We start from the raw sequence: 25,065 nt of genomic DNA on the forward strand, positions 1-25,065 counted from the left end.
TGTGTGACGTTTTTAAATTAGGCTGATAAGTGATGAATAAGCATTGGTTATTGGTCTTGTTTTTCTTGCTATCTGCCAGCCTCTTTTCTTTAGCGCAAAATACATCGAACAAAGGAAAAGATTTTTATGTTCCTTATGCTGGCCATATTGATGGCAATAACTCCAGATTAACGTTGTTTTTATCAGCAGATCAGGCAACTGATTATAAAGTTTATATTGGAGGAGTCCTGGTATCTCCGGTTGGCGCAACGATACCAGCCAATACCTGCCTGCCGTTTGTAATTGATCCAACTGCGTACAACGTATTAATGAGCAGCTCGAATGTAGTTGAGCGCAGTAAAGCCATCAACGTAGTTACCTCTAAAGCAATCTCGCTTTATAGTATTATTTCAAATAATGCCCGTACGGGTGGTACCCTGGTATTGCCAACAAATACACTTGGACAGGAATATTATGCCTTCAGTTATGAAAATCATGGAAATCAATCGGGGTTTTCACAATTTACCATTGTAGCCACTGCTGATAATACAGATATAGAAATTACGCCCAAACAAAATGAAAGAAATGGAGGAAGAACTGCCAATACGACCTTCACTATTAAATTAAATAAAGGTGATATTTATCAATATCAATCAGTAGGCGACTTAACAGGAAGCCACATTAAAGCGCTGAATTGTAATCCGATAGCTGTATTTTCCGGAAATACCTGGGCAGCATTTTGTAATGAGGGCAACAACCGTACACCAAGTGGAGGAGATAACCTCTATCAACAAGTTTTTCCGGTTGCTGCATGGGGAAGAAATTTTGTAACCGCGCCATTTTACAATACCCTACATGGTAATACCGATATTATGAGGATAATTGTTGCCGAAGATAATACAACATTAACCGTTAATGGAAGTGCAACTGATGCCAATGGCACTCCACTTTCTAACCCTTATAGTAAAGGTGCGGTGGTTACTTTTTTCTCTACTACGGCCAATGTCATTTCTGGTTCCAGGCCTATTTCTGTTGCACAATACCAGACTTCACAAACCTGCAACCCAAACAATGCACAAGATACAAGGCAGGGAGGCCCATTTTTAGGCGATCCTGAAATAACTGTGCTTAATCCTGTGGAGCAAACGTTAAATAACATTACCGTTTTTTCAGATCTGAAATCGGTTAAAGTACCTACTCAGATTTCTGACTACTATTTAAATGTCATTATCAAAACAAAAGATATCGCATCCTTTAGGCTTGATGGTAATCCGGTAAGCAATTTTACTGCTATTGATAATGAATTTAGCTATGCGGTAATTAATGTGAGCAATACGCAGCCTCAACACAGGTTATCGGCTGCCGGCGGTTTCTCTGCCATTTCATACGGATATGGTTCGGTAGAATCGTATGCTTACCTTGCAGGCGCCAACATTCAGAATTTCACCTTTCAGCCTTCGAGTACAGCTACCGGACAACTTATAACCAGTGGATGTTTGGGTGAGCCCATCAGCTTAACCATAAATCTACCCTATAAGGCCACTAAGTTGGATTGGGAAATCCAGGGTGCCCCGGGTTTTATTGATGTAAATCCCGTACCTGTTAATACTTTTACCAGACCAAATGATAATAATACCTATTACACTTACAAATATCCTAACCAGCTTAACTATCCAAATCCGGGTGATTATCAGTTTAAAGTAATCGCTACCAAACCCAGTGCCGATAATTGTGGTAATATCGAAGAATTGATTATTGATTTTTCAGTTGATAATCAGCCAACTGCTGCATTTGAATATCCAGCCACCGGCTGTCAATTAAGCGGCATTCAATTTACTGATCAGAGCAAATCCAATTCAAACTCTCGGAGCATTACACAGTGGCTATGGGATTTTGGCGATGGGAGTACTCCTTCAACAGAACAGAACCCTGTTCATATTTATGAACGCCCAGGTACTTACAACGTGGTTTTAACGGCCACAACAGATTCAAAATGTTCAGAAACGTCTGCTGCATTCCCGATTTTAATTAATCCTAAGCCTTTATCTGATTTTGACGTAACAAGTTTATGTGTGGGCAAACCGATTATTTTAACCGAAAACTCGAAGATTGATAATCCGGGGCGCATTGTGAAGTGGACCTGGAACTTTGGCGACGGAAGCGCACCTTCCACTGAACAGCATCCCATTCATCAATACACTGCAACAGGCTCTTACACCATTACCCTGACTACCGAAAGTGATAAAGGGTGTGTGAGTGAGACGAAAGGCAAAAGTGTAACGATTATTAATCCACAATCTGCTGATTTTGAAATGCCTGATTTTTGTTTGGCCGATGGTGTAGCGAGATTTAAAAATACATCCAAAAATGCTGATGGAAGTACAACAGGCTTAACCGCACAATGGACCTATACCTATAACGGAGTTATAGTAGCAACCTCAACAGATTTTGACGGTTCCTTTTCACCTACCTTAACTGGTGATTATATCGTGGCTTTGATTGTGAAAAATAGAGATGACTGTGAAATGTCAAAAACACGTACATTTACGGTTAACGATGCAGTTAGAGCTGCCGATTTTGATATCGTAAAAAACAATGTCTGCGTGAGTGATAAGGTCATCATCAAAAATACATCTACCGTTTTTGCCGGCAGGATTACGAAAATTGAGATTTACAGGGATTATCCAAATGAAACCAGTATTTATAAAACCATTCCTTATCCGGATGATAGTGATATAGAAATTCAGTACAATTCCTTTGGAGGTACCTCAAATCGCAGCTTTAATGTTAGACTAGTGGCTTATTCCGGAGAACAATGCGCTAAAGAAGTAGAGAAACGAGTTACCTTAAAACCGGTTCCACAATTGGTTTTTGATGATATGCCAGCTGTTTGCGAAGCAGATGGAACGGTACTCATTACACAAGCGAAACAGAAAGATGAGGAAGAAGTGGTCGGTGGTAGCGGCGAATATACAGGAGATGGAATAAAGGCAGACGGCACCTTCAATCCGAAAATTGCAGGTGTTGGATCACATATTATTACTTATACTTTTAAAGGCGCTAACGAATGTTCTTCTTCAGTAAGTAAAACGATCGAGGTGTATGCATCTCCTGTGGCTAATGCAGGTACATTGATTTACATACTGGCTGGTGGACAGATTGAAATTCCGGCAACTGCTGAAGGAATAAATCTGAAATATAGCTGGTCGCCGGCAACTGGTTTGGATAAAACAGATGTGTTAAATCCGATTGCATCACCAGATAAAGACACAGAGTATACCTTAACTGCAACCACGCAACCCAACGGTTGTTCAGCTACCTCGAAAGTATTGGTAAAAGTTCTGGAGGCCTTAAATCCACCTAACACCTTTACCCCAAACGGCGATAATGTCAATGATACCTGGATGATTAAATATTTAGAATCTTACCCAAATGCTACTGTAGATATCTTCAACAGAAATGGCCTAAAAATATTTTCGAGTAAAGGTTATAAAGTTCCGTTTGACGGTACGTACCAGAATGAACCGTTACCAGTTGGCGTTTATTATTACATTATCAATCCACAGAATGGACGTAAAACCATAACAGGACCGCTCACTATAATCAGATAAATTGAAGAAGCTCATCACCACATTTGCACTTTTTGCATCACTTAACGTTTTTGCACAGCAAAAGCCACAGTATACGCAATACATTTTTAATCAGTACCTGCTAAATCCAGCGCTCTCCGGAATTGAAAATTACCTCGATTTTAAAGCTGGTTACCGTAAACAGTGGTCGGGCATTACCGATGCACCACAAACTTCTTTTGTATCAGCACACTGGGCACTGGGTGATAACCAGTTATGGAGTAATGCATTAACCTCTTTTCCAGAACAAACCGGGAATCCCATGGATAGAAATTATACGCAAAATTATATGTCGTCTCCGCCTCACCATGGAATGGGAGTTACCGCCGTTTTAGATAAAGCCGGTCCGATAAAGAGGCTGGATGCCAATGTTACTTATGCTTATCATTTACAACTGAGTAATAATTTTAACCTTTCGGCCGGGGTGGCAGCCGGTATTTCGAGTATTGCATTAGATGCAAATGCACTTACTTTCGATACACCGATAGATCCGGTTATGAACAGGGCATTGATTAATCAGGTTAAACCTGATCTGAGTGTAGGATTATGGTTATATGGCGCCAGGATGTTTGTAGGTGTTTCTGTGCAGCAAATTTTGCCTCAAAAGTTAAGTTTTACAGGCGATAACAATTATAATTTAGGTAAAGAGGTGCCGCATTATTTCGCTACCGCAGGATATAAATTTTTTGTTGATGACGAAATTTCAGCCATTCCGTCGGTTATGGTAAAATATGTATCGCCTGCCCCCGTTTCTGTAGATGTTAACCTGAAACTGGCTTTTAAAGATAAAATATGGTTAGGCGGAAGCTACCGTAAAGACGATTCTTTTGCTGCAATGGCAGGTTTCAATATTGGAAAGATGGTTAACCTGACTTATTCTTACGATTTTACCACCTCGCAGCTGAACCAGGTAAGCAACGGAAGCCATGAAATCGTATTGGGTTTATTGTTGAACAATGTCTATAAAGTTCCATCGTATATCAAAATGTGGTAGTCATACATCGTCCCGATTTGCAATCGGGATGTACGGGAATGGCGATTTCATCGCCAAAAGACTCATCATATAGCATTTCAAATGCTAAATTATTAAGTGCCTGTCTCAAATGGGAGATTAAATAATAGCAATAGAATTAAATTTGGTGATGTCGTCATGCCCAGCTTGATCCTATAGCCATCGGATGGGCATCTTAATGCTTTGTATGGACTTATTTAGTTGCCGTTCTATCTCGTTAAGATTAGCTTCGCTGAGCACTCCGTGGTTCCCGTTTTCACGGGAATGACGCCCTTTCAAAATATTATTTTGCCAAAAATCTCCAAATCATTTCTGAGACAGCCTCCTATATTAAAGCTCTTTCCTTAGCCTGGCTACAGGGATATTCATTTGCTCGCGATATTTGGCAACTGTTCTTCTGGCAATGTTATAACCTCTTTCTTTTAAAATTTCGGTTAGTTTTTCATCTGCCAGAGGTTTGCGTTTATCTTCGTTACCAATACAGTCTTCTAATATTTTTTTAACTTCTTTATTCGAAACTTCTTCACCATTTTCGGTTTGTATCGCTTCGGAGAAGAAAGATTTTAATAAAAATGTACCAAATTCGGTTTGTACGTATTTAGAGTTTGCCACCCTCGATACGGTTGAGATATCCATATCGATTTTATCTGCAATATCTTTCAAGATCATGGGACGCATCTTACGCTCATCAGCTGTTAAAAAATATTCATACTGGTAGTGCATGATGGCGTTCATTGTTTTTAACAAAGTTTGTTGTCTTTGTTTAATCGCATCAATAAACCACCTTGCAGAATCTAATTTTTGTTTAACAAACTGAACGGCCTCTTTCAACTTTTTATCTTTAGATGAAGCTTTGTCATAATGCTCAAACATTTCCTGGTAAGATCTACTCACTTTCAGCTCAGGGGCATTTTTTGAATTCAAAGTCAGAATCAAAACACCATCATTATTGCTGATGTGGAAATCAGGAATAATCTGCATCTGCTTTGTGGTTACCTGGTTGGCATCACCCGGTTTAGGGTTTAAACGTAAAATTTCATTTACTACCTCTTTAAGCTCTTCACTATCCAAGCCTAAACTTTTTTCTAATTTATCGTAATGTTTGCGCGTAAACTCGTCCAGATAGTTTTCTACAACATTCATTGCTTTAACTATAATCGGATTGTTGGTGTCCTTTCTTTTTAATTGGATCAATAAACATTCTTTCAGGTCTCTTGCGCCAATACCCGGAGGATCGAAGCCCTGGATCAGTTTTAACATTTCCAATACATCCTCTTCCTCAACCATCACGTTCTGAGAAAAAGCAAGGTCATCGATCATGGAACCCAACGGACGGCGTAAATAGCCGTCATCATCCAAACTGCCAATGATCTGTTTACCGATAATAAAATCCTGATCGGACAAGGGTATAAGGTCTAATTGCTCCTGTAAACTTTCAAAAAAGGTGCTTTCAATGGCAATTGGCGTTTCTTTTTTCTCCTCGTCGTCGTCGCCATTATTATAGTTGGTGCTATAATCGTTCGCCGAATCGTCCTGCAAATAATCATCTACATTAAATTCGTCCATGCTGGTGTCTTCCGATGATTGTTCGTAATCATCAGGACTATCATTTAAGTCATCATATTCGCTTTTTGGCTCATCCTGAGTCATTAAACTTGGATCTTCCAGCGCCGGGTTGTCTTCAAGTTCTTCTTTTACACGGGTATCTAAAGCAACGGTTGGCACCTGCAACAATTTAATAAACTGTATTTGTTGCGGTGATAACTTTTGTAATAATTTTTGTTGTAGATGTTGTTTTAGCATAGTAAATAAAAAAAGAATAGCGCAAAAATAAACAATAGATTTCAGATATTATGCTGATTTGACCCAAATGCCTATTGATATGTTCGGTTTTTAAAATTATTTGCTAAACGTTTGCATTGAGTTTAATGTTTGCTATTTTAGTAAATAAATAAAACTAAGCTAATACAATATGGGGTTTGTAAAAGAATTTAAAGAGTTTGCCATTAAGGGCAATGCTTTCGATTTAGCAGTCGGAGTTATTATTGGCGGGGCTTTTGGTAAAATTGTAACCAGTATAATTGAAGATTTGATTATGCCTGTGGTGTCTGCTATGGTTGGCAAACCCGATTTTAGCAGCATTTATTTTGCCATGGGTAAAGGATCAGAGCTAATCCCGAAGGGTGCATCGTTAGCTGAGGCGAAAAAAGCTGCACCCGACGCCGCTATATTTGCATATGGAAATTTTATTACGGTTGCGATAAATTTCTTTTTACTGGCCCTGATTGTTTTTATTATGGTGAAAACCATTAACAGAATGAAAAAGAAAGAGGAAGCGGTAGCTGTTGCCACACCACCTGCGCCTACCAAAGAAGAAGTGCTTTTAACAGAAATCAGAGATTTGCTAAAAGCAAAAGCATAAAACACAAAGCTCCGCTCACCAATCTCAGATGCGGAGCTTTTTCGTTTTAATAACTTCTTTTGACCTTCGGGTCGGTGATGATGATGTAATCACCAAGAGAACGAAATTTTTCCCATTCGGGATTGGCAAAACTTTCATCGGAAAACGACGAGATATTTAAAATTGCCAATTTAGGATTGAGTTTTTTGAGTTTGGCCACTGTACCAAGCTTTTCATCGCTGTGGAAACGACCGTTCAGCTGTAAAACCTTAATGCCTTTTTTTGCTTTAATAAACCTATTGACAGACCAGGCCATGGTCGCATCCCATAAATTTTGGGTCTGGTAAATTTTCATCGTACCCATGTTATGCCCGCCCAGGGTTTCTGTGAATTTTTCATAATACCTACCCTGCGCGGTATCAACAGGCAATGGAGGTAAAAAGCCGAACGATGCTTTAGGGAACTTTTCTAACACCTTTAAACCATTAAGTGTAACAGCATTGCTGTAACGTGTTGCCGCATTTGCTGCGATAACTTTCAAACTGTTTTGTTTGGCATATTCAATTAAAGGTCTGTAATCTTTATAATTTCCCCAGGCCCTGCTTTCCTTAACAAAGTTCTTTTCTGAGATCAATCCTGCCAGGTATTCATCTACCTCAAGCTGTACATCGGTTTGGAACATCTCTAAGGATAATGCCACTTTCCGCGGATATTTTGAATCGAGTTTTTTGAAAAGTTCCGCTTCGAGGTGGTGTCCTACAGAATCATTATGGTCTTCGCCAAAAAATAAAACATCAGTATGTTCCATATCATCAATAATATCGTCTATTGAGATCGATTTTTGTTTTTTCACATCATAGATCTTGTAATGGCTGCTTATTTCCTGTGCATACAGGCCGGTAGAAATAGCAAAAACAAACACAAATAGTATAAATTTCATGCTTTCAAAATAACAAAATAATTTTCACCGACAAAATAAGGTCGCTTACCGCCGTTTGCCGGTTTCTTACATGTGGCTTATGTGTCGATCGGGAGCTGATCAATATTTTTGGATCATTAAACACGAGCACAAATGGAAAATTTAAATCATAATAATCACCAGCTTAACAACTCAGGACGGGTTTGGAGCGGTTTCATCATCATCATTATTGGGCTTGCATTTTTATTAAACAATATTGGATTAGATATTCCGGGATGGATATTCAGCTGGTCTAATTTTTTAATTTTATTAGGTGTATTTATCGGCGTTCGCCGTAACTTTAAGGGGATAGGATGGCTGGTCTTAATTTTAATCGGTGCCTATAATACCTTAATTCGTATACCTGGGCTGGACATCGATTTGTCAAAATATGCGTTAGGCCTTGGTTTGGTGATTATAGGTAGCTTTTTAATTATCAAACCAAAGCATTGTTCGTCTCTAAAGAAAAAAGGTAAGAAAAAGGCTGATTTTGATTTTGAAAGTGTTGGAGACCAGGATAACATAAATAATAATGATGTGATTGATGTAATGGCTGTTTTTGGAGGTAGTCATCAAACGGTATACACCAAAAACTTTCAGGGTGGAAATGTTACAGCCGTTTTTGGAGGTGCAGATATTGTAATGACCCAGGCTGATTTTCCTGAAGCTGTATCGCTTGATGTAACAGCCGTTTTTGGCGGAATTAAATTGATTGTACCACAAAACTGGGCAATAAAATCAAATGTAACTGCATTATTTGGCAGTGTTGAAGATAAAAGATCGCATGTGATGCCGGTTGCGGAGCTGAAAAAGACATTGATTTTAGATGGCACGGCTTTATTTGGTGGGATTGAAATTAAAAGTTTCTAAATATTCATGATAAATAACGCCTTATGAAATGGTTTGCAGTAAATTGTATCTATCAGGTAATTTGCGGTGAAGGCAAACATACGCCACAGTTTAACGAGCAGATACGTTTAATCCAGGCGGATGGTATAAGGCAGGCCTTAAGCAAGGCTAATTTGAATGCCATGCATTTTAATCCTTCTCTTAACAATTGCCAGGGAGATAAAATAGTATGGAAGTTTTTAGGTGTAGGTGGGATATCTGAAGTTGCAGCACTTAAAGATGGTGCAGAAGTAAGTTCCAGAATTGTTGAGCCTACTTCGGTTGCACGATATTTGGAAGAGCTGGCGTATCGCAATAATTCATTAACTAATCAAACTCATTTTGACAACTAGACCTTTATCCGTTCCGCAAATACAGAAAGTATCATTGGCCATAGCAGTCCTATGGACGATAATTTGTGCCGCTGGATTACATTATGTAGTTAATTTTTCCTGGTGGATAGCCATAACTGATAGCTTAACCAGTAACTTTTTGCTGGCATTGGCCTGTATAGGAGTAAGCAATATGCTGGGTTATTACCAGCCAAAAAATGAACGTATTCTTTATGTACTGATTATTACACTGGCGCTCACATTAGTGATTATCTATACTGCCAAATATGGCTTGCTTTATATTTTTACAGATTATAAAGAATATAAAGATTTTTATAATTTTTCTTTTGCCTTTAGGGGGCTGATTTCTTTTATGTGCTTAGGTTGGTGTGCGTTAGCCAATATACTATGGTATAGGTTGGAAGAACAGTCAGAAACGCACGAACGACTATCTGCAGCGAAAAGTTTGGCTAAAGAGGCTGAGTTAAATAAGCTCCGGCACCAGTTGCAACCGCATTTTCTTTTTAACAGTTTAAATTCGGTATTTGCACTCACCATGGTTAATCCAAAAGAAGCTGGCGTGATGATTACGAAATTAGCTTCTTTTCTGCGCGGCACCCTAAAACGCGACGATGAATTATGGGTTTCGGTAGAGGAAGAAATGGAATATATTCAATTATACCTTGATATAGAGAAAGTGAGGTTCAGCCATAGATTAAATATAGAAGTAAATGTTGCAGAAGATACCTTAAAGCTTTGTTTGCCAGGTACATTGTTGCAGCCTATTGTGGAAAATGCTATTAAATTTGGCCTTTATAATACTTCAGCCGGCATCACGATCAAAATAGACGTTACTGTTGAATATAATATTTTACAATTGCGCGTTCAAAATCCTTTCGATCCGGAAATGAAAGCTGCAGGCGGAACAGGATTCGGTTTAAGTGCCATTAAACGCAGGTTATATCTGTTATTTGCAAATACCCATTTATTACAAACCGATATTGAGGCAAATAATTTATATATTACCACCCTAAAAATTCCACAAAAAAATGATCCGGACAATACTAATTGATGATGAGCCTTTAGCGAGAGATATTGTAAAATATTACCTTTCAGATCATGCAGAAATAGAAATTGTAGCCGAATGTGGTGACGGATTTGAAGGTTTGAAAGCCATTACCTTGCATAAGCCCGATTTAATTTTTCTAGACATACAAATGCCTAAAATTAGTGGCTTTGAAATGCTCGAACTGGTGGAAGATAAGCCTGCCGTAATTTTTACCACTGCTTTTGATGAGTATGCCATTAAAGCATTTGAGGTTAATGCAGTAGATTATTTGCTTAAACCGATTGATAAATCGCGCTTCGATGCCGCCATCAAAAAAATACCCGGCAAATTAAACCAGGCTGAAAATACAGAAGCTGTTCTGGATGCGGCAGCTTTAAGCCCGGCCCAAAACAATAGGGTAGTGGTTAAAAAAGATGGTGTAATTAAAATCATTCCGGTTGCCGATATTAACTATTTAGAGGCTGATGATGATTACGTGAAATTAAGTACTGTTGACGGTGCTTTCTATAAAAACAAAACCATGGCTTATTTTGAGCAAACCCTTGATAGTAGCCAGTTTATCCGGATACACCGATCGTACATCATTAACCTGGCACAGGTAACTAAAATAGAACTAAAAGAAAAAGATAGCTATGTGGTGTTGTTAAAGTCTGATATCTGGCTTCCTGTAAGCAAAACAGGGTATGTGAAATTGAAGGCCGCGCTGGGGCTTTGAGCTGGTTATCCGGCAAGCATCAACAGCTAAATTTATGGTTGGTTGTGCTTTCGTCTCGCAATGGCATAGGACCAGCCATTTTCCTGAAGCTCACAAAAAGTATTTTCACCGCACTTGTTTTCAAAAGATTCTTTAGCTTTGCAATTAAATATAAAATAATAATTAGTCACTCTTGCATTTGTAGAGAAATCGCTTTATATTTGCACCTCTTAATTTTACAATAGATAATATACAGTCATGAAAAGAACATACCAACCTTCGCAAAGAAAGAGAAGAAATAAACACGGCTTCCGCGAAAGAATGGCAACAGCTAACGGCAGACGAGTATTAGCATCACGTCGTGCTAAAGGAAGAAAAAGATTAACAGTTTCTGACGAACGCAAGCATAAAGCATAATTTTTGATTGCTTTTCCGTTAATTCGGGATTGGCAGATCAATATCTGCAGTTATCAATCAAAAATATATGTACACATTCAGGAAAGAAGAACGGTTATGCAGCAGGAAATATTTAGACCTGTTGTTTAAAAACGGTTCTTCTTTTTTATTATATCCTTTTCGGATTTCTTATCTTTTTGTTGACGTTGTTACTGATGTGCAAGCGCAGGTGGTAATTAATGTACCTAAAAGAAGATATAAGCGGGCCGTTGATCGTAACCTGCTCAAGCGTCGCATCCGCGAAGCTTATCGGCTAAATAAACAGGATCAGTTGTACATTTCTTTACCTGCAGACCGGGGATTGCTGTTGTTTTCCATCCAGTTTGTGGGAAAGGACAAGTATGAATTTGCTTTTATCGAGAAGAAACTGATCGCTACCTTTAAGCGTTTCCAAAATTTAATTAAGCCCAATGAAATTCATCAATAAAATTTTTGGATGGTTATTTTTAGGTTTGATCAAAATTTATCAATACGGCATTTCGCCTATGTTGGGTGCAAATTGCCGTTTTACACCAACCTGCTCTCAATATGGCATTGAAGCCATTAAAAAGCACGGTCCATTTAAAGGTGGCTGGCTGGCATTAAAACGTATTGGCCGTTGTCATCCATGGGGTAAACACGGGCACGACCCGGTTCCATAGCGTGGTTTATTTGTTATGGGTTGATTAGTTATTTTCGGTTCCTGGCGCCAATCCTAATCGCGGTCATCCTTTCGGCTGAAGTGCAGTCCCGAACGTTCAGGAGAGAAATCTATTTAGCCAAGTTTCGATTTTATAAAGATCCTTTAATCGCGTTCAGGATGACAACATAATGGCATCAATTTCGACTCCGCTCAGGAAGGTACGTTTCGAACTAATAATTGACCCATTAATCAAAAACTGCGGACTATTCAGGACCCATTTTCCGTAGTTCCTCTTACATCTTCCATTTTTATTTATCTTTGTTCCATGGCTAAAATACTTCAAATAGAAACCGCTACGGCAATATGCTCTGTGGCGTTATCTGTTAATGGTGAAACAATTTCATTTAAAGAGGAGCAAGGGCAGAACCTGCATGCAGCAAATTTGACGCTGTTTATTGATGAGGTAGTGAAAACTGCAGGCTTAAGCTATCCAGAATTAGATGCCATTGCGGTAAGTAAAGGCCCTGGATCTTATACAGGCCTGCGTATTGGTGTTTCAACCGCGAAAGGACTTTGTTATGCCCTGGATAAACCTTTGATTGCAATTGAAACATTGGAAATGATGGCCGCTGGTTTTTTGTCGCAAAATCCGGCTTATTCAGGATTAATCTGTCCTATGATTGATGCCAGAAGGATGGAAGTATATACAACAGTTTTTGATCCGTTTTTAAATGTATCCATACCCACTGAAGCTAAAATTATTGATGACACGAGTTTTAATAATTTTCTTTCCAATCACGTCATTACCTTCTTAGGCGATGGTGCAGCGAAATGCGCAGCCGTTTTAACACATCAAAATGCAAAATTTGATGCGGGAAATTTCAATTCTGCTACGTATATGTCGCGTTTGGCTAACGAGGCGTTTGATAACCGCGATTTTGAAGATGTAGCCTACTTTGAGCCTTTTTACCTTAAAGATTTTGTAATTACACAATCTAAAAAGCAGCAGGCATAAATCTACTTTCTTTTAAAAATCGAAAAAAGGCTTTTGAAGAAACCGTCACCATCACTTTTATCATTAATACCCGGTATTATGTCAGCAAACTGGGGATGATTCACTACATTTCCGAATTTGATGCCTACACCCATATAAAAAGAGGCTCCGTTAGGCCCCCTGCCCGTATAGGCATTTTTTTTAATTAGGCCATAAGTTTGGTAACCTGTAGAAACCAGATTATCCGTACCCATAAACAACTCAAAGTTAGGCGTCTGGTATTTTCCTTGCAGCCCAACCATAAAAACACCATTAAAATTGTATAAAGGTGTTACGCTCCCTGAAAAATCGTTAACGATAAAAGTATTTACGAATGCAACATCACCACCTTTATAAAACAGGTTTTTTGAAACGGCCAAAGCAGGTTTGTAAAAACCATAACGTTTAGACATAAAAAAATCAAATTTAGCATTTGTTGGAGCCAGGAATTTTTTAGGTTCCTCTGCCTGCAAGAAAATATCTTGTATTTGCTGATTGGTATTCGATTGGTTGTTTTCGATATTCTCAATAGTTTTTGATTGAACGATGGTTGTACGTTGGGTATTGCTGCGCCACCAGATAAATCCTAAGTCTTTGATATTGGCCATTAAAAATAAACCTTTTTTAGTGGTATAGTTGGTTCCAAAACCAAATGATAAGCCTGGGTTTTTAAAGTTTGGAAAGAAGGTTTTCTTATTTATTTCATTAAAATCGGAGAAGTTGGCCGAGTAGGTCCCGTTCAAACCAATTAACAAAGCGTCCGTCTCAGGATCAATGTATAATTTAGAATCATAAATATTTAACTTGTTATAAAGTATGCCACTTAATACACTGGCTTTTAAACCAAATGCAAGCCTTTTGTTCCAGTTTTCGCGGTAGGTAAAGCTAAGCTGATGGTAACTTTGCTGATAACCTTTGGTATCAAAAATTCCTGTATATAGCTTGTTGCTATCAAACCGTTCGAAGGAATCAAAAATGGCCAAAGTTTCGTTGGTATAATCAATATGGGCATCAGACCTGATCTGCCATGAAAAGCCCATTTCTTCCTGATACTTATAAGATTTGAAAAGCCTGAATGTTGCTACATAGATATTACTGTTTTCAAAGAAATGATTAACCTCGCCGGTGCCAATGGGTAAACTTCTGGTATCAAAAACGCCTTCCTGAGCTAATTTTCTAACGGCAAATTCAGAACTTCCCTTGTTAACTGCATTCGTTCCGAAATAAGGTAAGAAGAAATTGGAAGAAAATTTTCTGGATGAATCCAGGGTGAAAGATTTCTGAGATGGGTTTTCAAATGCATCGAACATGGTTTTGGTGCCAAAAAGTGCATATTGTTGTGCATTTGCAATCCCGAAGCTGGCTATTGCCAGTAACGCAAGTAAAAGTTTCTTCATGTAAAGGGTTTATTGGGATGGTTTCCTTATTAACGGTTACTTAATGAATCTGGTATTTTTGGTTGTATATATTTGTTTATAAGCAAGTTAGTAATGAATTTGTTTTTATCTGCAGTCATCTGGTAACAAAACGTATCGAAATTTTTTAAACCACTGTCGGCCCGTAAGTGTCTGTAGAAACTCAGTTGAATATTATGCCTGAAAATATCTGCCGAATTTTGGGTATTGATGTAATAACTTACATTAGAAGTGGTAGAAATCTCGTTCGCGGCAGCTAAATATTGAGGTGTTTGTATTAAAAGCCGGTTCTTTTTATAGCTATTTAAAAATGACTGTATGGTACTTGCATTATTGGCCACAACCAAATTATTATCGATAATAACATAATAAGGCCGCTCGAATTTTTTAAAGGGCTCACCAAAATAACTGTATAAAATATCGGTTGATTTAAAAAGTTTGATTTCTTCGTTATAATCCGTGCTGACGTCAAACAATAACTGTTTTGTCTTTTCGCCATCCGATAATGAGACCGCGCCTAGTTTTTCGCCCGTACTTAATTGAAAAAGAATAAACTGATTCTTGGTATACGTAGTAAATATGGAGTTTAAATCTGTTCTGTAATTCTCCTTTACTGCTTTGATTACCGCATTTGTTTTTGAAAGTATTTTCGTCTGTTCCTGCCAGGCATTTAATTTCCTGAACCATTTTCCATAATCATCATAAGCATATAATGCATAGTTTGCGGTATTATCGGGCAGGATATTTTGAATAGATGTATTTTGTGCAGCGGTGTTTTCAAATAGCTTAAGGTAATTGTGCTGATCTTTTATTTCGGTACTCCCGTTAAAAAGAATTTTTTCCTTACTAAAATTATAATTGAGTACAGCATAACTGTTCTGTTGATTAAATAAGGCAATTTCTCCATTAATGTTACCCGCGATAATATTTTTTAGCAGTAAGGGAGCCTGGTTAAAATTAATATAAATGTTAGCCAGTACGTTTTTAATCTGGCGGTTATTCTCTTTAATGTATTCTGTGAAAGGATTTTCAGTTAAACGGATATTGGCATCATTAATTAGTTTTAAAGAAGTTGAAACGGTTAATACCTGATTGTGTACGCCCAAATAAACCTGTAAGCTATCATTTATCTTAACGGTGTAAAGTTCCTTTGAATTTTCGGTAATTAATCGTTTTAATTTTAATTGCTCATGAAATTTTTTGATGTCGTTTTCTGGCTGAATCTGTAAGGTAATTAGGAAGTTAAGTGTTTTATTGGAATCAGGTAGCAAGCTAATATAAACCTGCTGATCTTTCAGATACCTGTTAAGTAGGTTGTCATCAATCATGTTTGCTTTTAGCTGTTTCAGGAGACTCATTTTATCTTTGCCTAAAACCTGCTGGATCAGTTGTTGTCCTTCCAGAATATCGTAGAAACCCTTGTCGTTTCGAAAAGAAAATACCAGTGCTGCATTATTGGTTGCTGACTGGAGTGCCAGGTCTTTTGCATCATTATCAATCCCTAATTTCGAAAAATAGAGGTATGCCATAAAGGCTACACCTAAAAATAATGCACTTGTTAGAATTACGATTTTTTTCATCTGCTAAGCAACAAATTTAATTTATTACATTGATTAGTGAGAAGTTCTTTGCCAATTTATTAATTTAGCGACTGCTACTTGCAAATAACTATGAATAAACGAATAATCCTTACTGCTTCTTTTTTTGGTGCTGTTGCCGTTTTGTTGGGGGCATTTGGTGCCCATGGACTAAAAGCTTTAATTGATGGACCATCATTAGAAATCTGGCAAAAAGGTGTCGACTACCAGTTTTATCATACATTTGCTTTATTATACCTTTCTACTTTTGCCCGTTATCGGAACAAGCTTATTAATATTGCTTATTTCTGCTTTACATTTGGGATTATTCTTTTTTCAGGGTCGTTATATTTATTGGCTACCCGAAGCATAACGCATTTAGGATTTACAGAATTTATTGGTCCGGTAACGCCAATTGGTGGGCTTTTGTTTGTATTGGGATGGATAATGCTCTTTTTTGCAGCATTTAAAGATAAGTAATGAACACTTTCGAAAACGATATTTTTTCAGAAAGAGAAACACTTTTTGTGGAAGTTATTTTGCCTTTATCGTTGGCGAAAAACTATACATATCGGGTACCTTTCGATTTAAATGATCAGATTGCCATTGGAAAACGTGTAGTGGTACAATTTGGAAAGCATCGAATTTATACGGCTTTAATTAGTGCAATCAGCAAAGTGCCACCTACGGTTTATGAGGCTAAATACATTATTGACGTTGTAGATGCCGAGCCTGTAATTACACCGATGCAGCTTAAATTCTGGACATGGATGACTAATTATTACATGTGCAACGAAGGGGATGTCATGTCGGCCGCCCTGCCGGCCAGTTTAAAATTGGCCAGTGAAACCATCCTGGTTCTTCGCGATGATTATAATGAAGCGTCTGTGCTTACCGATAAAGAAGAAATCATTATTAATGCACTTAAACAGCAACAGAAACTTACGGTTAATGATGTTTCTAAACTGCTGGGACAGAAAACAGTATATCCAATTATCAATCAGCTATTGGATAAGGAATTGGTGCTGGTGGCAGAAGAGGTGGTGCAGAAATATAAACCATTGCTCAAATCGTTTATTATTTTAAATGATTTTTATAATGACGAAGAAAATCTGAAGCAGCTTTTTAATGTTCTGGAAAAGGCACCTAAACAGTTAGACGCTTTATTGGCTTACCTGAAATTGCGAAAAACAAATTTGCCCATTGCTAAAGAGCAGCTTTTAGCAGAAAGCAGTTGTGGGCCGGCGGCATTAAAAGCTTTAACAGACAAAGATATTTTTGTGGTGATGAAAAGGCCGGTTAGCCGTTTGGCTTCCCATGATGAAGAGTTTAGCGTTAATTTTGAACTGAACGGGAGTCAGCAAAAAGCCTTGGAGCAGATTAACCGGCATTTTGAGGAAAAAGAAGTTGTTTTGCTGCATGGCGTAACCGCGTCAGGAAAAACGCAGGTTTATATTAAACTGATTGAAGAGATTATTCAGAATACAGATGGACAGGTACTGTTTTTGTTGCCCGAAATTGCCTTAACCACGCAGATTGTAGAACGTATTAAACGTTATTTTGGCAATGCTATCGGGGTTTACCATTCTAAGTTTAATAATAGCGAAAGGGTAGAAATCTGGAACAAGGTAAGAACAGGTGCGTATAAAGTAATTCTTGGTGCACGTTCGGCTGTTTTTCTTCCTTTTGAAGATTTAAAACTGATTGTGGTTGATGAAGAACACGAACCTTCTTACAAACAGTATGATCCGGCTCCCCGCTATCAGGCTCGTGATGCGGCCATATATCTCGGTTATCTGCATCATGCCAAGGTTATTTTAGGCTCAGCTACACCGTCTCTGGAGAGCTATTATAATGCCCTGCAGGGCAAATACGGCCTTGTAGAAATGAAAGAGCGCTTTGGCGGGGTTCAGCTTCCTAACCAACAGGTGGTGAGCATTGCAGAAGAAACGAAGAAAAAAACAATGAGCTCGTATTTTTCGAGCGTATTGATCAAAGATATTGATCTGGCACTTTCGAAAAAAGAGCAGATTGTATTGTTTCAGAACAGGAGGGGCTACGCTACAATTTTAATCTGCGCTACCTGTGGTTATACCCCAAAATGCGTGAACTGCGATGTAAGTTTAACCTATCATAAAAGCAGTGGTAAACTGCATTGCCATTACTGTGGTTACCAGCAGAGCAGTATAAACATTTGTCCGGCCTGTGGATCGGTACATGTAGAGCAAAAAGGGTTTGGAACCGAGCGGATTGAAGAAGAACTCAGGTTACTTTATCCAGATGTTACGATTGCCCGGTTAGACATGGACAGTACGAGGACCAAAAATGGTTTACAGCAGATTTTAAACGATTTCCAGGAAAAGAAAACCGATATTTTAATCGGTACGCAGATGGTGGCCAAAGGCCTGGATTTCGACAACCTGAACCTGATTGGCGTAATTAATGCCGATACACTTTTGGGTTATCCCGATTTTCGTGCCTACGAAAGGAGTTTCCAGCTGCTTGCACAGGTTGCGGGTAGGGCAGGCAGACGAGCCGATCAGGGCAATGTTTGTATCCAGACTTACGACGCTGAAAACCGGATTATCAAACAGGTAGTGAACAATGATTATGAGGGGATGTATAATGATGAGATTCTGGAGCGCGAGAAATTCCTTTATCCGCCGTTTTCACGGATGATTTTTTTATATATCAAACATAAAGATTCTCATGTTCTTGATCACGCCGCACTTACCCTGGCCAATATTTTAAAGGGAAAATTCGGTAAGCGTGTTTTAGGTCCGGAACAACCACTCGTAAGCCGTGTACGTAATCTCTATATCAAACAGATTATTATTAAGGCCGATAAGCACACCGCCATTCAAAAAGTTAAGGATGCGTTAAGGGAAACGCTTACACAGTTTAATGCCACTAAAGAATTTAAGGGGATTTTTACGCAAATCGATGTAGATCCGTACTAGAAATGATTGAATGATTGAGTTTTGAATGAGTGAATGGTTTTTCAGTCTCTCATTCTACAATTCAATCATTCCGTAATTCTGTCATTCGATGATTCCCTCATTCTATCCTTCTCTCCATCTTTCCTTCAATCCTTTTTATGTGGATAATGTATCATTCTCAAACTCAGCCAATCCATTCACAAATTCAATCATTCTCTTATTTTAACCTTGAATCACCGTTAAAAAAAGCTAATTTTGAAGCTCATGGCATATAAATTTGTTGATAATTACCGAGAACGTGGAGCTAGAAAAAAACTGGTTGAGTTGTTAAGGTCCCGTGGAATTGAAGATGAAAATGTATTAGCGGCCATTGGTAAAGTTCCACGTCATTTCTTTTTTGATGAAACGTTTTGGAACCAGGCCTACAAAGATATTGCTTTCCCCATAGGCGATGGACAAACCATATCTCAGCCTTATACGGTTGCTTACCAAAGTGAATTGCTCCACATTAAAAAAGGAGATAAAGTGCTCGAAATCGGAACAGGATCGGGCTATCAAACCTGCATTTTAATGGAGTTGGGCGCTACCGTTTTTACCATCGAAAGACAGGAGAATATTTACAACAGAACCATTCAGGTTTTACCTGGGATGGGGTACAGGCCTACATTTTATTGCGGTGATGGTTCCAAGGGAATTGCCGCCCATGCACCATATGATAAAATAATCGTTACCGCTGGTGCGCCAATGGTTCCGGAAATTTTATTAAAACAATTAAAAATTGGTGGCATTCTGGTGATCCCGGTCGGTGATGAGAAAACCCAGAAAATGGTTACGGTGATCCGTGTAAGCGAAACAGATTACGACAAAATTGTATTGGATACTTTTAGATTTGTACCATTGGTTGGAGACCAGGCATGGTAGAAGGCGAGTCTTTAGTCCAGAGTCCGCAGTCTGTAGTCATTTATACTTAAACCTTAACCCGGGACTAGATTATTGCGCTATCCAGCGTTAAGTTTGTATTCGAAAGTCCTTAGTGTAAATTCAATTAGACTAAGAACTCAAGACTTCAGACTGAAGACTAGCCTACCTTTTCATGGCTCTATCCAGCTCCCGCTTATTATCCCTTTCCTTAATGCTATCGCGTTTGTCGAACTCTTTTTTACCCTGGGCCAGTGCAATTTCCATCTTGGCAAAACCCCTTTCATTGATAAAAATGCGTAAAGGAACAATGGTATAACCTTTTTCTTCGCCTTTCAGCTTTAGTTTTCTGATTTCTTTCTTTTGAAGGAGTAATGCCCGGTCACGTTTTATATCATGGTGGTAAAAAGAACTGTGGCTATATTCAGAAATATGGAGGTTGCGCACATAGAGATTCCCACCAATGAACATGCAAAATGCATCAGTCATGTTGGCCTTACCTTGTCTGATTGCTTTTATTTCTGTTCCTAAAAGTGCAATCCCGGCTACGTATTTATCTAAAAGATTATAATCAAAATATGCTCTTTTATTCTTGATGTTGATATCGTTTTTCAAAATTTTAATAAGTGTATTATTGTAGTATATACAACGGTATGTAAAACAAAATGTTTGAATTACAAATGCGCCTCACTATGCTCAATTTGTTTCAGTATCTTTTATGAGCTCCTGAAATAAAGTTGATCACGATCTGTCCAGGAATGAAGGCCGTTAATGTAATTCGCGGTTAACAGCTGCAAATATCTTAAAAATTGGTGTGATAATTTAGTTTTAATTTATTTCGGGCTTAATGCGATCGTTAGGCTGAATTAATTTACAAATAGAGGTGATATTTTCAATTGTCTTTTAGCTACTTTGTGGGCAGCAGTTTTATGTAGATGGGCCCTGAAATAAATTACCTTCGGTGAGCTCGCGAACGCTCGGTTCAGGGTGACGACTCCAAGCAAGTAAGTTAACCTTAATCTCTGTATTAGTGGGTTTTAGTTAGGGAAATGTAAGGACAGTGCTTTTGGCAGCTTCAGTCATACTTTTTATCGCAGCAAAATCAGAAAAAGCTTTTGGTTTCGCGGCAATCATGTTTATTTAACATAGGCTTTTGCAAGGGGAACAGGCTTTTCGTCAGCTTACAAGCCCTTATCCTTAACCCGACAGGAGCGAACACGCAGTGCAATGGAGTAAAGCGGATGGCGGGGCTGAAGAACCGATGAAAAACTGACATTCATTTTCTAATGATGATACTTGCATTAAAGAGAAGTCAGGTTTTATCACATAGTGCATATTTAAACTTGACTTCTTCTGGAAAAAATATTCATCTCTTTGTAAAAGCTAGGGTATATATTGTTATGTTCGTATTTATTGGTTTAAGTTTGAACTTAAAATATCTAAAATGAAATTCAGGAACTTACTTTTAATCTTATTGTTAGCCGTAACTTTTCAGGTAAATGCACAGCAACCCGCGCTATTGCCGCAGTTTACCTTTTATAAACTGGATGGGAAACCTTTTTCAAACAGCGATATTAAACAAGGAAAAAAGAACCTCTTTATATTGTTTGATTGCACCTGTGAGCACTGTCAGCGGGAAAGTAAAAACCTGAACGCGAATTATGCCAAATTCAAGGATGTTAATATTTATATGATCACAATGGATGAAGCTTATATCATTCCACAGTTTTTTAATTCGTATGCCAAAGGCTTGAATACAAAACCAAATGTGTTGGTGTTGCAGGATAAAAAAAGGATATTTATTCCAACATTTTTACCTAAACAATACCCGGCGATGTATTTATATTCGCCTGCCGGCAAATTGCTAATGTACCAATCTGGCGATGGTGGTATCAAAAAAATGTTGACGGTAGTGGGTAAATAATCATTTCAATCACAGCTACACGCCAGTCATAGCTGTGATTTGATTATAATTCAACGCTCAACAATCTACCTGATAATCAACACCGGGATATTCACTTTGTGCCTCACCGAATCTACTGTAGTGCCAAAAACAAGGTCTTTTAAACCTTTATGTCCGTGTGCACCCATCACCAGGAGCTCCATCCCGTTTCGGTTACTGATATCGGCTATGGCTTTTCCTGTGTTTCCAAAACCAATAAATGGTGTAGCATCATAGCCAAGGTTTTCCAGGTTAGCTTTATAGCGCTCAAGGTTAACCGCATCACTCTGCGTTTCATGGTCCATCACTTCCTTACCAAGATAGCGTGCGGCAGCTGTTTCTACGATGTGTATAAGGTAATAGTGTGCATCTTTGCCGCCTTGAATTAAAGCATGCCTAATCGTGTTTCGGTCGTTTTTAGAGAAATCAACGGCAATTCCAATTTTTTTGTACGTGATCTTATCAATTTTGCCGATATCCAGCGCATCTCCATGAGGCACGATTTTTCTGGATGCATTTTTTTTCTGTTCCAATAAAGGATGGAAGAAAACATAGAGCAAAAGTAACACAATGAGGATTAATGCAGGTATTACAATGGCGTAAATCCACCAGTTATTGGCTTCTTTTGTCCAACCGCTTATCTCTTCAATAACCAGTTTCACATTAAGTGCGATGATCACGATGGCACTTGTCCAGGCTAAAACCTTTACCCACGGTTTAATGGCGAAATCTTTCATCAGTTTTTTATCTGATGTAAAATGGATCAAAGGGATGATCGCAAAGCCCAGCTGCAAACTTAACACCACCTGGCTCAGCACCAACAAACCGCCAAGTGCATCGTCGCCATAGTGCAATATGGTGAAAAACGCTGGGATGATGGCCAGTAATCGGGTAATCAGCCTTCGTAACCAGGGTTGGATCCTTAAGTTGATGTGTCCCTCCATAATAATCTGTCCGGCTAAAGTTCCGGTTACTGTAGAGCTCTGCCCGGCAGCGATAAGCGCAATAGCGAACAGGGCGGGGGCTACGCTCCCAAAAATATTTGAAAGTAATTTATGCGCATCCTGAATTTCTGCCACTTCATGTAAGCCATTTTTGTAAAAAGCAGCTGCGGCAAGGATCAAAATGGCCGCATTAACAAAAAAAGCGAGATTTAATGCAACGGTGGTATCAATAAGATTAAATTTTAAGGCTTCTTTAATTCCCTGGTTGCTCCGTTCAATTTTTCTGGTTTGTACCAGAGAGGAGTGAAGGTAAAGGTTATGTGGCATTACCGTTGCGCCGATAATCCCGATGGCAATATAAAGTGCATCGCCATTGAGAATAGAAGGTTCAAAACCTTTGGCTACCTCTTTGAGTGACGGCTCAACAATAAACATTTCAACCAGAAAAGAAATGCCGACGATAAAAACCATAGAAACAATAAATCCTTCCATAGCTCTCATGCCCTTATTGAGTAAAAAAAGCAATAAAATGGTGTCGAAAATCGTAATGCTAATGCCCCAGATTAACGGCAAGCCAAAAAGTAGCTGTAAACCAATGGCCATGCCGATAATTTCGGCAAGATCGCAGGCAATAATTGCGGTTTGTGCCAAAGCAAACAATGGAATATTGGCCCAACGCGGATAAGCTTGTTTAGAAGCCTGCGCCAAATCCAATCCCCTCACTATACCTAAACGGGCACTTAGTGATTGTAAAAGCAGCGCAATGAGGTTTGACATCAGTAATACCCAGATTAACTGATACCCGAATTTACTTCCACCTGCCAAATCTGTCGCCCAGTTCCCCGGATCCATGTAACCCACACTGATTAAATAAGCCGGACCAATAAAGGCCAGAATTCTGCGCCAGCCTTTCCTTTTATCGGTATTTACGCTTTGATGTACTTCACTTAGCGATTCAGTTTTTGCCATTACTGCTGATTAAAATATGTTTTGCAACTTCTCTACTGATATTAACTTGTTTATCGGATATCCGGATCTCAACCGAACCGTCGAAATCGGTAACATCGCTAACCTGGATTTGTTTGCCAAGGGTAAGCCCTAATTTTTCCAAATGTTTTAAAAAAGGAGAACTGTGCTGACTCACACCGGTAATGGTGCCATAATCGCCTGTTTTTAATTCAATAAGTTTGATAAACTGGGTTTTGGCAAATCGTCTGTTTTTATCGGGGATCGGATCGCCATGGGGGTCTGCTCTGGGAAAACCTAAAAACTCATCTAGTCTTTCAATCAGTTCAACTGATTTGATATGTTCCAACTCTTCAGCCACATCATGCACCTCATCCCATTTAAAATTTAGTTTATCAACCAAAAAAACTTCCCATAATCTATGTTTACGTACAATATCTATCGCTGTGTTTTTTCCTGTTTCGGTTAAGGTAACGCCCTGGTATTTAACATAATCAATCAGGCCCTTCTCTGCCAGTTTTTTGATCATGTCTGTAACCGATGCAGGTTTGGTTTGCATTTGTTCTGCTATGGCATTGGTTTGAACATTTGTGGTTTTCTCTGCCAGATGATAAATGGTCTTTAAGTAGTTCTCTTCGGTATAGCTTTGCATTTATGTTTGCCTAATTTTATTTTTAGGTAAATCTAAAAATTATTTCTTAAAATATATATGATAAATTATGTTAAAATTTAGAATTTAATTTGGTTATTTGTATTCGCAATACCTTTAACACCATATGGCATCTGAATTAGATAAAATTGATTTTAAAATTTTAAGAATACTTCAAGAGAACGGAAGAATTACCAATCTGCTTTTATCACAGGAAATTGGTCTATCACCCGCACCAACCTTAGAGCGTGTCCGCAAGCTCGAAATGGCAGGATATATTAAAAGTTACCATGCACTGGTAGATGAAGAAAAACTGGGTTTGGGCATTAAAACCTTTATCCAGATTCAACTCGATTTTCATAAAAACAATACCATCCAGATCTTTTTAGATGAAGTAAATCAAATCAAAGAGATCACAGAATGTCACCATGTTACAGGTCAGGCTGACTTTTTGTTAAAGGTTTATGTGAAAGACATTAAAGCTTACGAACGTTTAATTATGGATAAAATCAGTAAGATTTCTGTAGTGAAAACCTTCCAAACAATGATGATCATGTCTACCACGAAGAAAGAGCCTATTGTTCCGTTGGAATATTAGACTTAAATACCTGCTATGGTTCTTCTTTTATCATTTAGAATCAC

Annotated in this window: 23 protein-coding genes; 16 read left to right on the forward strand and 7 right to left on the reverse strand. The window is 38.4% G+C overall.

Features of this window, described 5'->3' with window-relative positions; translation table 11 throughout:
• Positions 1-32: 32 nt before the first annotated feature.
• Together DV942_RS24060 and DV942_RS21880 are read left to right on the forward strand one after the other, a co-directional pair.
• On the forward strand, positions 33-3,590 hold the full coding sequence (locus DV942_RS24060) for a PKD domain-containing protein (protein WP_145861075.1): 3,558 nt from the start codon (positions 33-35) through the stop codon (positions 3,588-3,590).
• Between the two features lies 1 nt (position 3,591).
• The gene (locus DV942_RS21880; RefSeq protein ID WP_145861077.1) at positions 3,592-4,602 is read left to right on the forward strand and encodes a PorP/SprF family type IX secretion system membrane protein; all 1,011 of its coding nucleotides are present in this window, start codon (positions 3,592-3,594) and stop codon (positions 4,600-4,602) included.
• Positions 4,603-4,950: 348 nt separating this feature from the next.
• Here DV942_RS21880 and rpoN read toward each other — a convergent pair whose 3' ends face one another.
• Complete coding sequence (gene rpoN, locus DV942_RS21885) at positions 4,951-6,423, reverse strand: RNA polymerase factor sigma-54 (RefSeq protein ID WP_090980240.1); 1,473 nt, start codon at positions 6,421-6,423, stop codon at positions 4,951-4,953.
• Positions 6,424-6,592: 169 nt separating this feature from the next.
• Here rpoN and mscL point away from each other — a divergent pair, with 169 nt between their 5' ends.
• On the forward strand, positions 6,593-7,042 hold the full coding sequence (mscL, locus tag DV942_RS21890) for a large conductance mechanosensitive channel protein MscL (protein ID WP_145861079.1): 450 nt from the start codon (positions 6,593-6,595) through the stop codon (positions 7,040-7,042).
• 46 nt (positions 7,043-7,088) lie between these two features.
• Here the strand turns inward: mscL and DV942_RS21895 are convergent, their stop codons facing one another.
• Positions 7,089-7,961: a ChaN family lipoprotein gene (locus DV942_RS21895; protein ID WP_145861081.1), complete on the reverse strand. Its 873-nt coding sequence runs from the start codon at positions 7,959-7,961 to the stop codon at positions 7,089-7,091.
• Between the two features lie 132 nt (positions 7,962-8,093).
• Here DV942_RS21895 and DV942_RS21900 point away from each other — a divergent pair, with 132 nt between their 5' ends.
• The 8 genes from DV942_RS21900 (at position 8,094) to tsaB (ending at position 13,055) form a co-directional block, all read left to right on the forward strand.
• Positions 8,094-8,849, forward strand: a complete 756-nt coding sequence (locus DV942_RS21900; protein WP_145861084.1) for a LiaF transmembrane domain-containing protein — start codon at positions 8,094-8,096, stop codon at positions 8,847-8,849.
• Positions 8,850-8,872: 23 nt separating this feature from the next.
• Positions 8,873-9,220, forward strand: a complete 348-nt coding sequence (locus tag DV942_RS21905) for a DUF4288 domain-containing protein (RefSeq protein WP_145861086.1) — start codon at positions 8,873-8,875, stop codon at positions 9,218-9,220.
• A complete protein-coding gene (locus DV942_RS21910; protein ID WP_244950774.1) occupies positions 9,210-10,271 on the forward strand; it encodes a sensor histidine kinase in 1,062 nt (353 codons plus the stop codon). Before DV942_RS21905 ends, DV942_RS21910 begins: the two co-directional genes overlap by 11 nt.
• On the forward strand, positions 10,249-10,983 hold the full coding sequence (locus tag DV942_RS21915; protein ID WP_090980230.1) for a LytR/AlgR family response regulator transcription factor: 735 nt from the start codon (positions 10,249-10,251) through the stop codon (positions 10,981-10,983). The genes DV942_RS21910 and DV942_RS21915 overlap by 23 nt, the downstream gene beginning before the upstream one ends.
• A 237-nt stretch (positions 10,984-11,220) precedes the next feature.
• Positions 11,221-11,379 carry a 50S ribosomal protein L34 gene (rpmH, locus tag DV942_RS21920; RefSeq protein ID WP_010601723.1) on the forward strand — a complete coding sequence of 53 codons (159 nt, stop codon included), beginning with the start codon at positions 11,221-11,223 and terminating at the stop codon, positions 11,377-11,379.
• Between the two features lie 67 nt (positions 11,380-11,446).
• A complete protein-coding gene (locus DV942_RS21925) occupies positions 11,447-11,845 on the forward strand; it encodes a ribonuclease P protein component (protein ID WP_145861087.1) in 399 nt (132 codons plus the stop codon).
• Complete coding sequence (yidD, locus tag DV942_RS21930; protein WP_145861089.1) at positions 11,829-12,059, forward strand: membrane protein insertion efficiency factor YidD; 231 nt, start codon at positions 11,829-11,831, stop codon at positions 12,057-12,059. Before DV942_RS21925 ends, yidD begins: the two co-directional genes overlap by 17 nt.
• 306 nt (positions 12,060-12,365) lie before the next feature.
• Positions 12,366-13,055 (forward strand): tRNA (adenosine(37)-N6)-threonylcarbamoyltransferase complex dimerization subunit type 1 TsaB, encoded by a 690-nt coding sequence (gene tsaB, locus DV942_RS21935; protein ID WP_145861091.1) that lies wholly within the window; start codon positions 12,366-12,368, stop codon positions 13,053-13,055.
• A gap of 2 nt (positions 13,056-13,057) precedes the next feature.
• On the opposite strand, the gene DV942_RS21940 is transcribed toward tsaB, so the two are convergent.
• The gene (locus DV942_RS21940; RefSeq protein WP_145861093.1) at positions 13,058-14,470 is read right to left on the reverse strand and encodes a DUF5723 family protein; all 1,413 of its coding nucleotides are present in this window, start codon (positions 14,468-14,470) and stop codon (positions 13,058-13,060) included.
• A 29-nt stretch (positions 14,471-14,499) separates the two neighbouring features.
• Entirely contained in the window at positions 14,500-16,068 is a 1,569-nt protein-coding gene (locus DV942_RS21945) for a hypothetical protein (protein ID WP_145861095.1), read from the reverse strand.
• A 90-nt stretch (positions 16,069-16,158) separates the two neighbouring features.
• On the opposite strand from DV942_RS21945, the gene DV942_RS21950 reads away from it, so the two are divergent.
• The 3 genes from DV942_RS21950 to DV942_RS21960 all read left to right on the forward strand — a co-directional run bounded on the left by DV942_RS21950 (position 16,159) and on the right by DV942_RS21960 (position 19,925).
• Positions 16,159-16,545, forward strand: coding sequence for a DUF423 domain-containing protein (locus DV942_RS21950; protein WP_090980217.1), 387 nt, complete (start codon positions 16,159-16,161; stop codon positions 16,543-16,545).
• Positions 16,545-19,025 carry a replication restart helicase PriA gene (priA, locus tag DV942_RS21955; RefSeq protein WP_090980215.1) on the forward strand — a complete coding sequence of 827 codons (2,481 nt, stop codon included), beginning with the start codon at positions 16,545-16,547 and terminating at the stop codon, positions 19,023-19,025. The genes DV942_RS21950 and priA overlap by 1 nt, the downstream gene beginning before the upstream one ends.
• 243 nt (positions 19,026-19,268) lie before the next feature.
• Complete coding sequence (locus DV942_RS21960) at positions 19,269-19,925, forward strand: protein-L-isoaspartate(D-aspartate) O-methyltransferase (RefSeq protein WP_090980213.1); 657 nt, start codon at positions 19,269-19,271, stop codon at positions 19,923-19,925.
• Positions 19,926-20,087: 162 nt separating this feature from the next.
• Here DV942_RS21960 and smpB read toward each other — a convergent pair whose 3' ends face one another.
• Entirely contained in the window at positions 20,088-20,537 is a 450-nt protein-coding gene (smpB, locus tag DV942_RS21965; protein ID WP_090980211.1) for an SsrA-binding protein, read from the reverse strand.
• An 829-nt stretch (positions 20,538-21,366) separates the two neighbouring features.
• On the opposite strand from smpB, the gene DV942_RS21970 reads away from it, so the two are divergent.
• Positions 21,367-21,846: a TlpA family protein disulfide reductase gene (locus DV942_RS21970; RefSeq protein WP_090980209.1), complete on the forward strand. Its 480-nt coding sequence runs from the start codon at positions 21,367-21,369 to the stop codon at positions 21,844-21,846.
• A gap of 65 nt (positions 21,847-21,911) precedes the next feature.
• Here the strand turns inward: DV942_RS21970 and DV942_RS21975 are convergent, their stop codons facing one another.
• Both DV942_RS21975 and DV942_RS21980 read right to left on the reverse strand, forming a co-directional pair.
• Positions 21,912-23,777, reverse strand: coding sequence for an Nramp family divalent metal transporter (locus DV942_RS21975; protein ID WP_145861098.1), 1,866 nt, complete (start codon positions 23,775-23,777; stop codon positions 21,912-21,914).
• A complete protein-coding gene (locus tag DV942_RS21980) occupies positions 23,764-24,426 on the reverse strand; it encodes a metal-dependent transcriptional regulator (protein ID WP_145861102.1) in 663 nt (220 codons plus the stop codon). Before DV942_RS21980 ends, DV942_RS21975 begins: the two co-directional genes overlap by 14 nt.
• 124 nt (positions 24,427-24,550) lie before the next feature.
• Between DV942_RS21980 and DV942_RS21985 the strand changes: the two genes are divergently transcribed.
• Entirely contained in the window at positions 24,551-25,021 is a 471-nt protein-coding gene (locus tag DV942_RS21985) for an Lrp/AsnC family transcriptional regulator (RefSeq protein WP_025142637.1), read from the forward strand.
• Positions 25,022-25,065 lie beyond the last annotated feature (44 nt).

This window comes from Pedobacter suwonensis, from assembly GCF_007833675.1.
In the GTDB taxonomy this organism is placed as follows: Bacteria; Bacteroidota; Bacteroidia; order Sphingobacteriales; family Sphingobacteriaceae; genus Pedobacter; species Pedobacter suwonensis.

Excerpts from the sequence above, each read along its gene's own strand:
- DV942_RS24060 (WP_145861075.1), top strand. The coding sequence starts at position 33 with ATGAATAAGCATTGGTTATTGGTCTTGTTTTTCTTGCTATCTGCCAGC.
- rpoN (WP_090980240.1), bottom strand. The coding sequence starts at position 6,423 with ATGCTAAAACAACATCTACAACAAAAATTATTACAAAAGTTATCACCG.
- mscL (WP_145861079.1), top strand. The coding sequence starts at position 6,593 with ATGGGGTTTGTAAAAGAATTTAAAGAGTTTGCCATTAAGGGCAATGCT.
- DV942_RS21895 (WP_145861081.1), bottom strand. The coding sequence starts at position 7,961 with ATGAAATTTATACTATTTGTGTTTGTTTTTGCTATTTCTACCGGCCTG.
- DV942_RS21900 (WP_145861084.1), top strand. The coding sequence starts at position 8,094 with ATGGAAAATTTAAATCATAATAATCACCAGCTTAACAACTCAGGACGG.
- DV942_RS21905 (WP_145861086.1), top strand. The coding sequence starts at position 8,873 with ATGAAATGGTTTGCAGTAAATTGTATCTATCAGGTAATTTGCGGTGAA.
- DV942_RS21915 (WP_090980230.1), top strand. The coding sequence starts at position 10,249 with ATGATCCGGACAATACTAATTGATGATGAGCCTTTAGCGAGAGATATT.
- rpmH (WP_010601723.1), top strand. The coding sequence starts at position 11,221 with ATGAAAAGAACATACCAACCTTCGCAAAGAAAGAGAAGAAATAAACAC.
- DV942_RS21925 (WP_145861087.1), top strand. The coding sequence starts at position 11,447 with ATGTACACATTCAGGAAAGAAGAACGGTTATGCAGCAGGAAATATTTA.
- yidD (WP_145861089.1), top strand. The coding sequence starts at position 11,829 with ATGAAATTCATCAATAAAATTTTTGGATGGTTATTTTTAGGTTTGATC.
- tsaB (WP_145861091.1), top strand. The coding sequence starts at position 12,366 with ATGGCTAAAATACTTCAAATAGAAACCGCTACGGCAATATGCTCTGTG.
- DV942_RS21940 (WP_145861093.1), bottom strand. The coding sequence starts at position 14,470 with ATGAAGAAACTTTTACTTGCGTTACTGGCAATAGCCAGCTTCGGGATT.
- DV942_RS21945 (WP_145861095.1), bottom strand. The coding sequence starts at position 16,068 with ATGAAAAAAATCGTAATTCTAACAAGTGCATTATTTTTAGGTGTAGCC.
- DV942_RS21950 (WP_090980217.1), top strand. The coding sequence starts at position 16,159 with ATGAATAAACGAATAATCCTTACTGCTTCTTTTTTTGGTGCTGTTGCC.
- priA (WP_090980215.1), top strand. The coding sequence starts at position 16,545 with ATGAACACTTTCGAAAACGATATTTTTTCAGAAAGAGAAACACTTTTT.
- DV942_RS21960 (WP_090980213.1), top strand. The coding sequence starts at position 19,269 with ATGGCATATAAATTTGTTGATAATTACCGAGAACGTGGAGCTAGAAAA.
- DV942_RS21970 (WP_090980209.1), top strand. The coding sequence starts at position 21,367 with ATGAAATTCAGGAACTTACTTTTAATCTTATTGTTAGCCGTAACTTTT.
- DV942_RS21975 (WP_145861098.1), bottom strand. The coding sequence starts at position 23,777 with ATGGCAAAAACTGAATCGCTAAGTGAAGTACATCAAAGCGTAAATACC.
- DV942_RS21980 (WP_145861102.1), bottom strand. The coding sequence starts at position 24,426 with ATGCAAAGCTATACCGAAGAGAACTACTTAAAGACCATTTATCATCTG.
- DV942_RS21985 (WP_025142637.1), top strand. The coding sequence starts at position 24,551 with ATGGCATCTGAATTAGATAAAATTGATTTTAAAATTTTAAGAATACTT.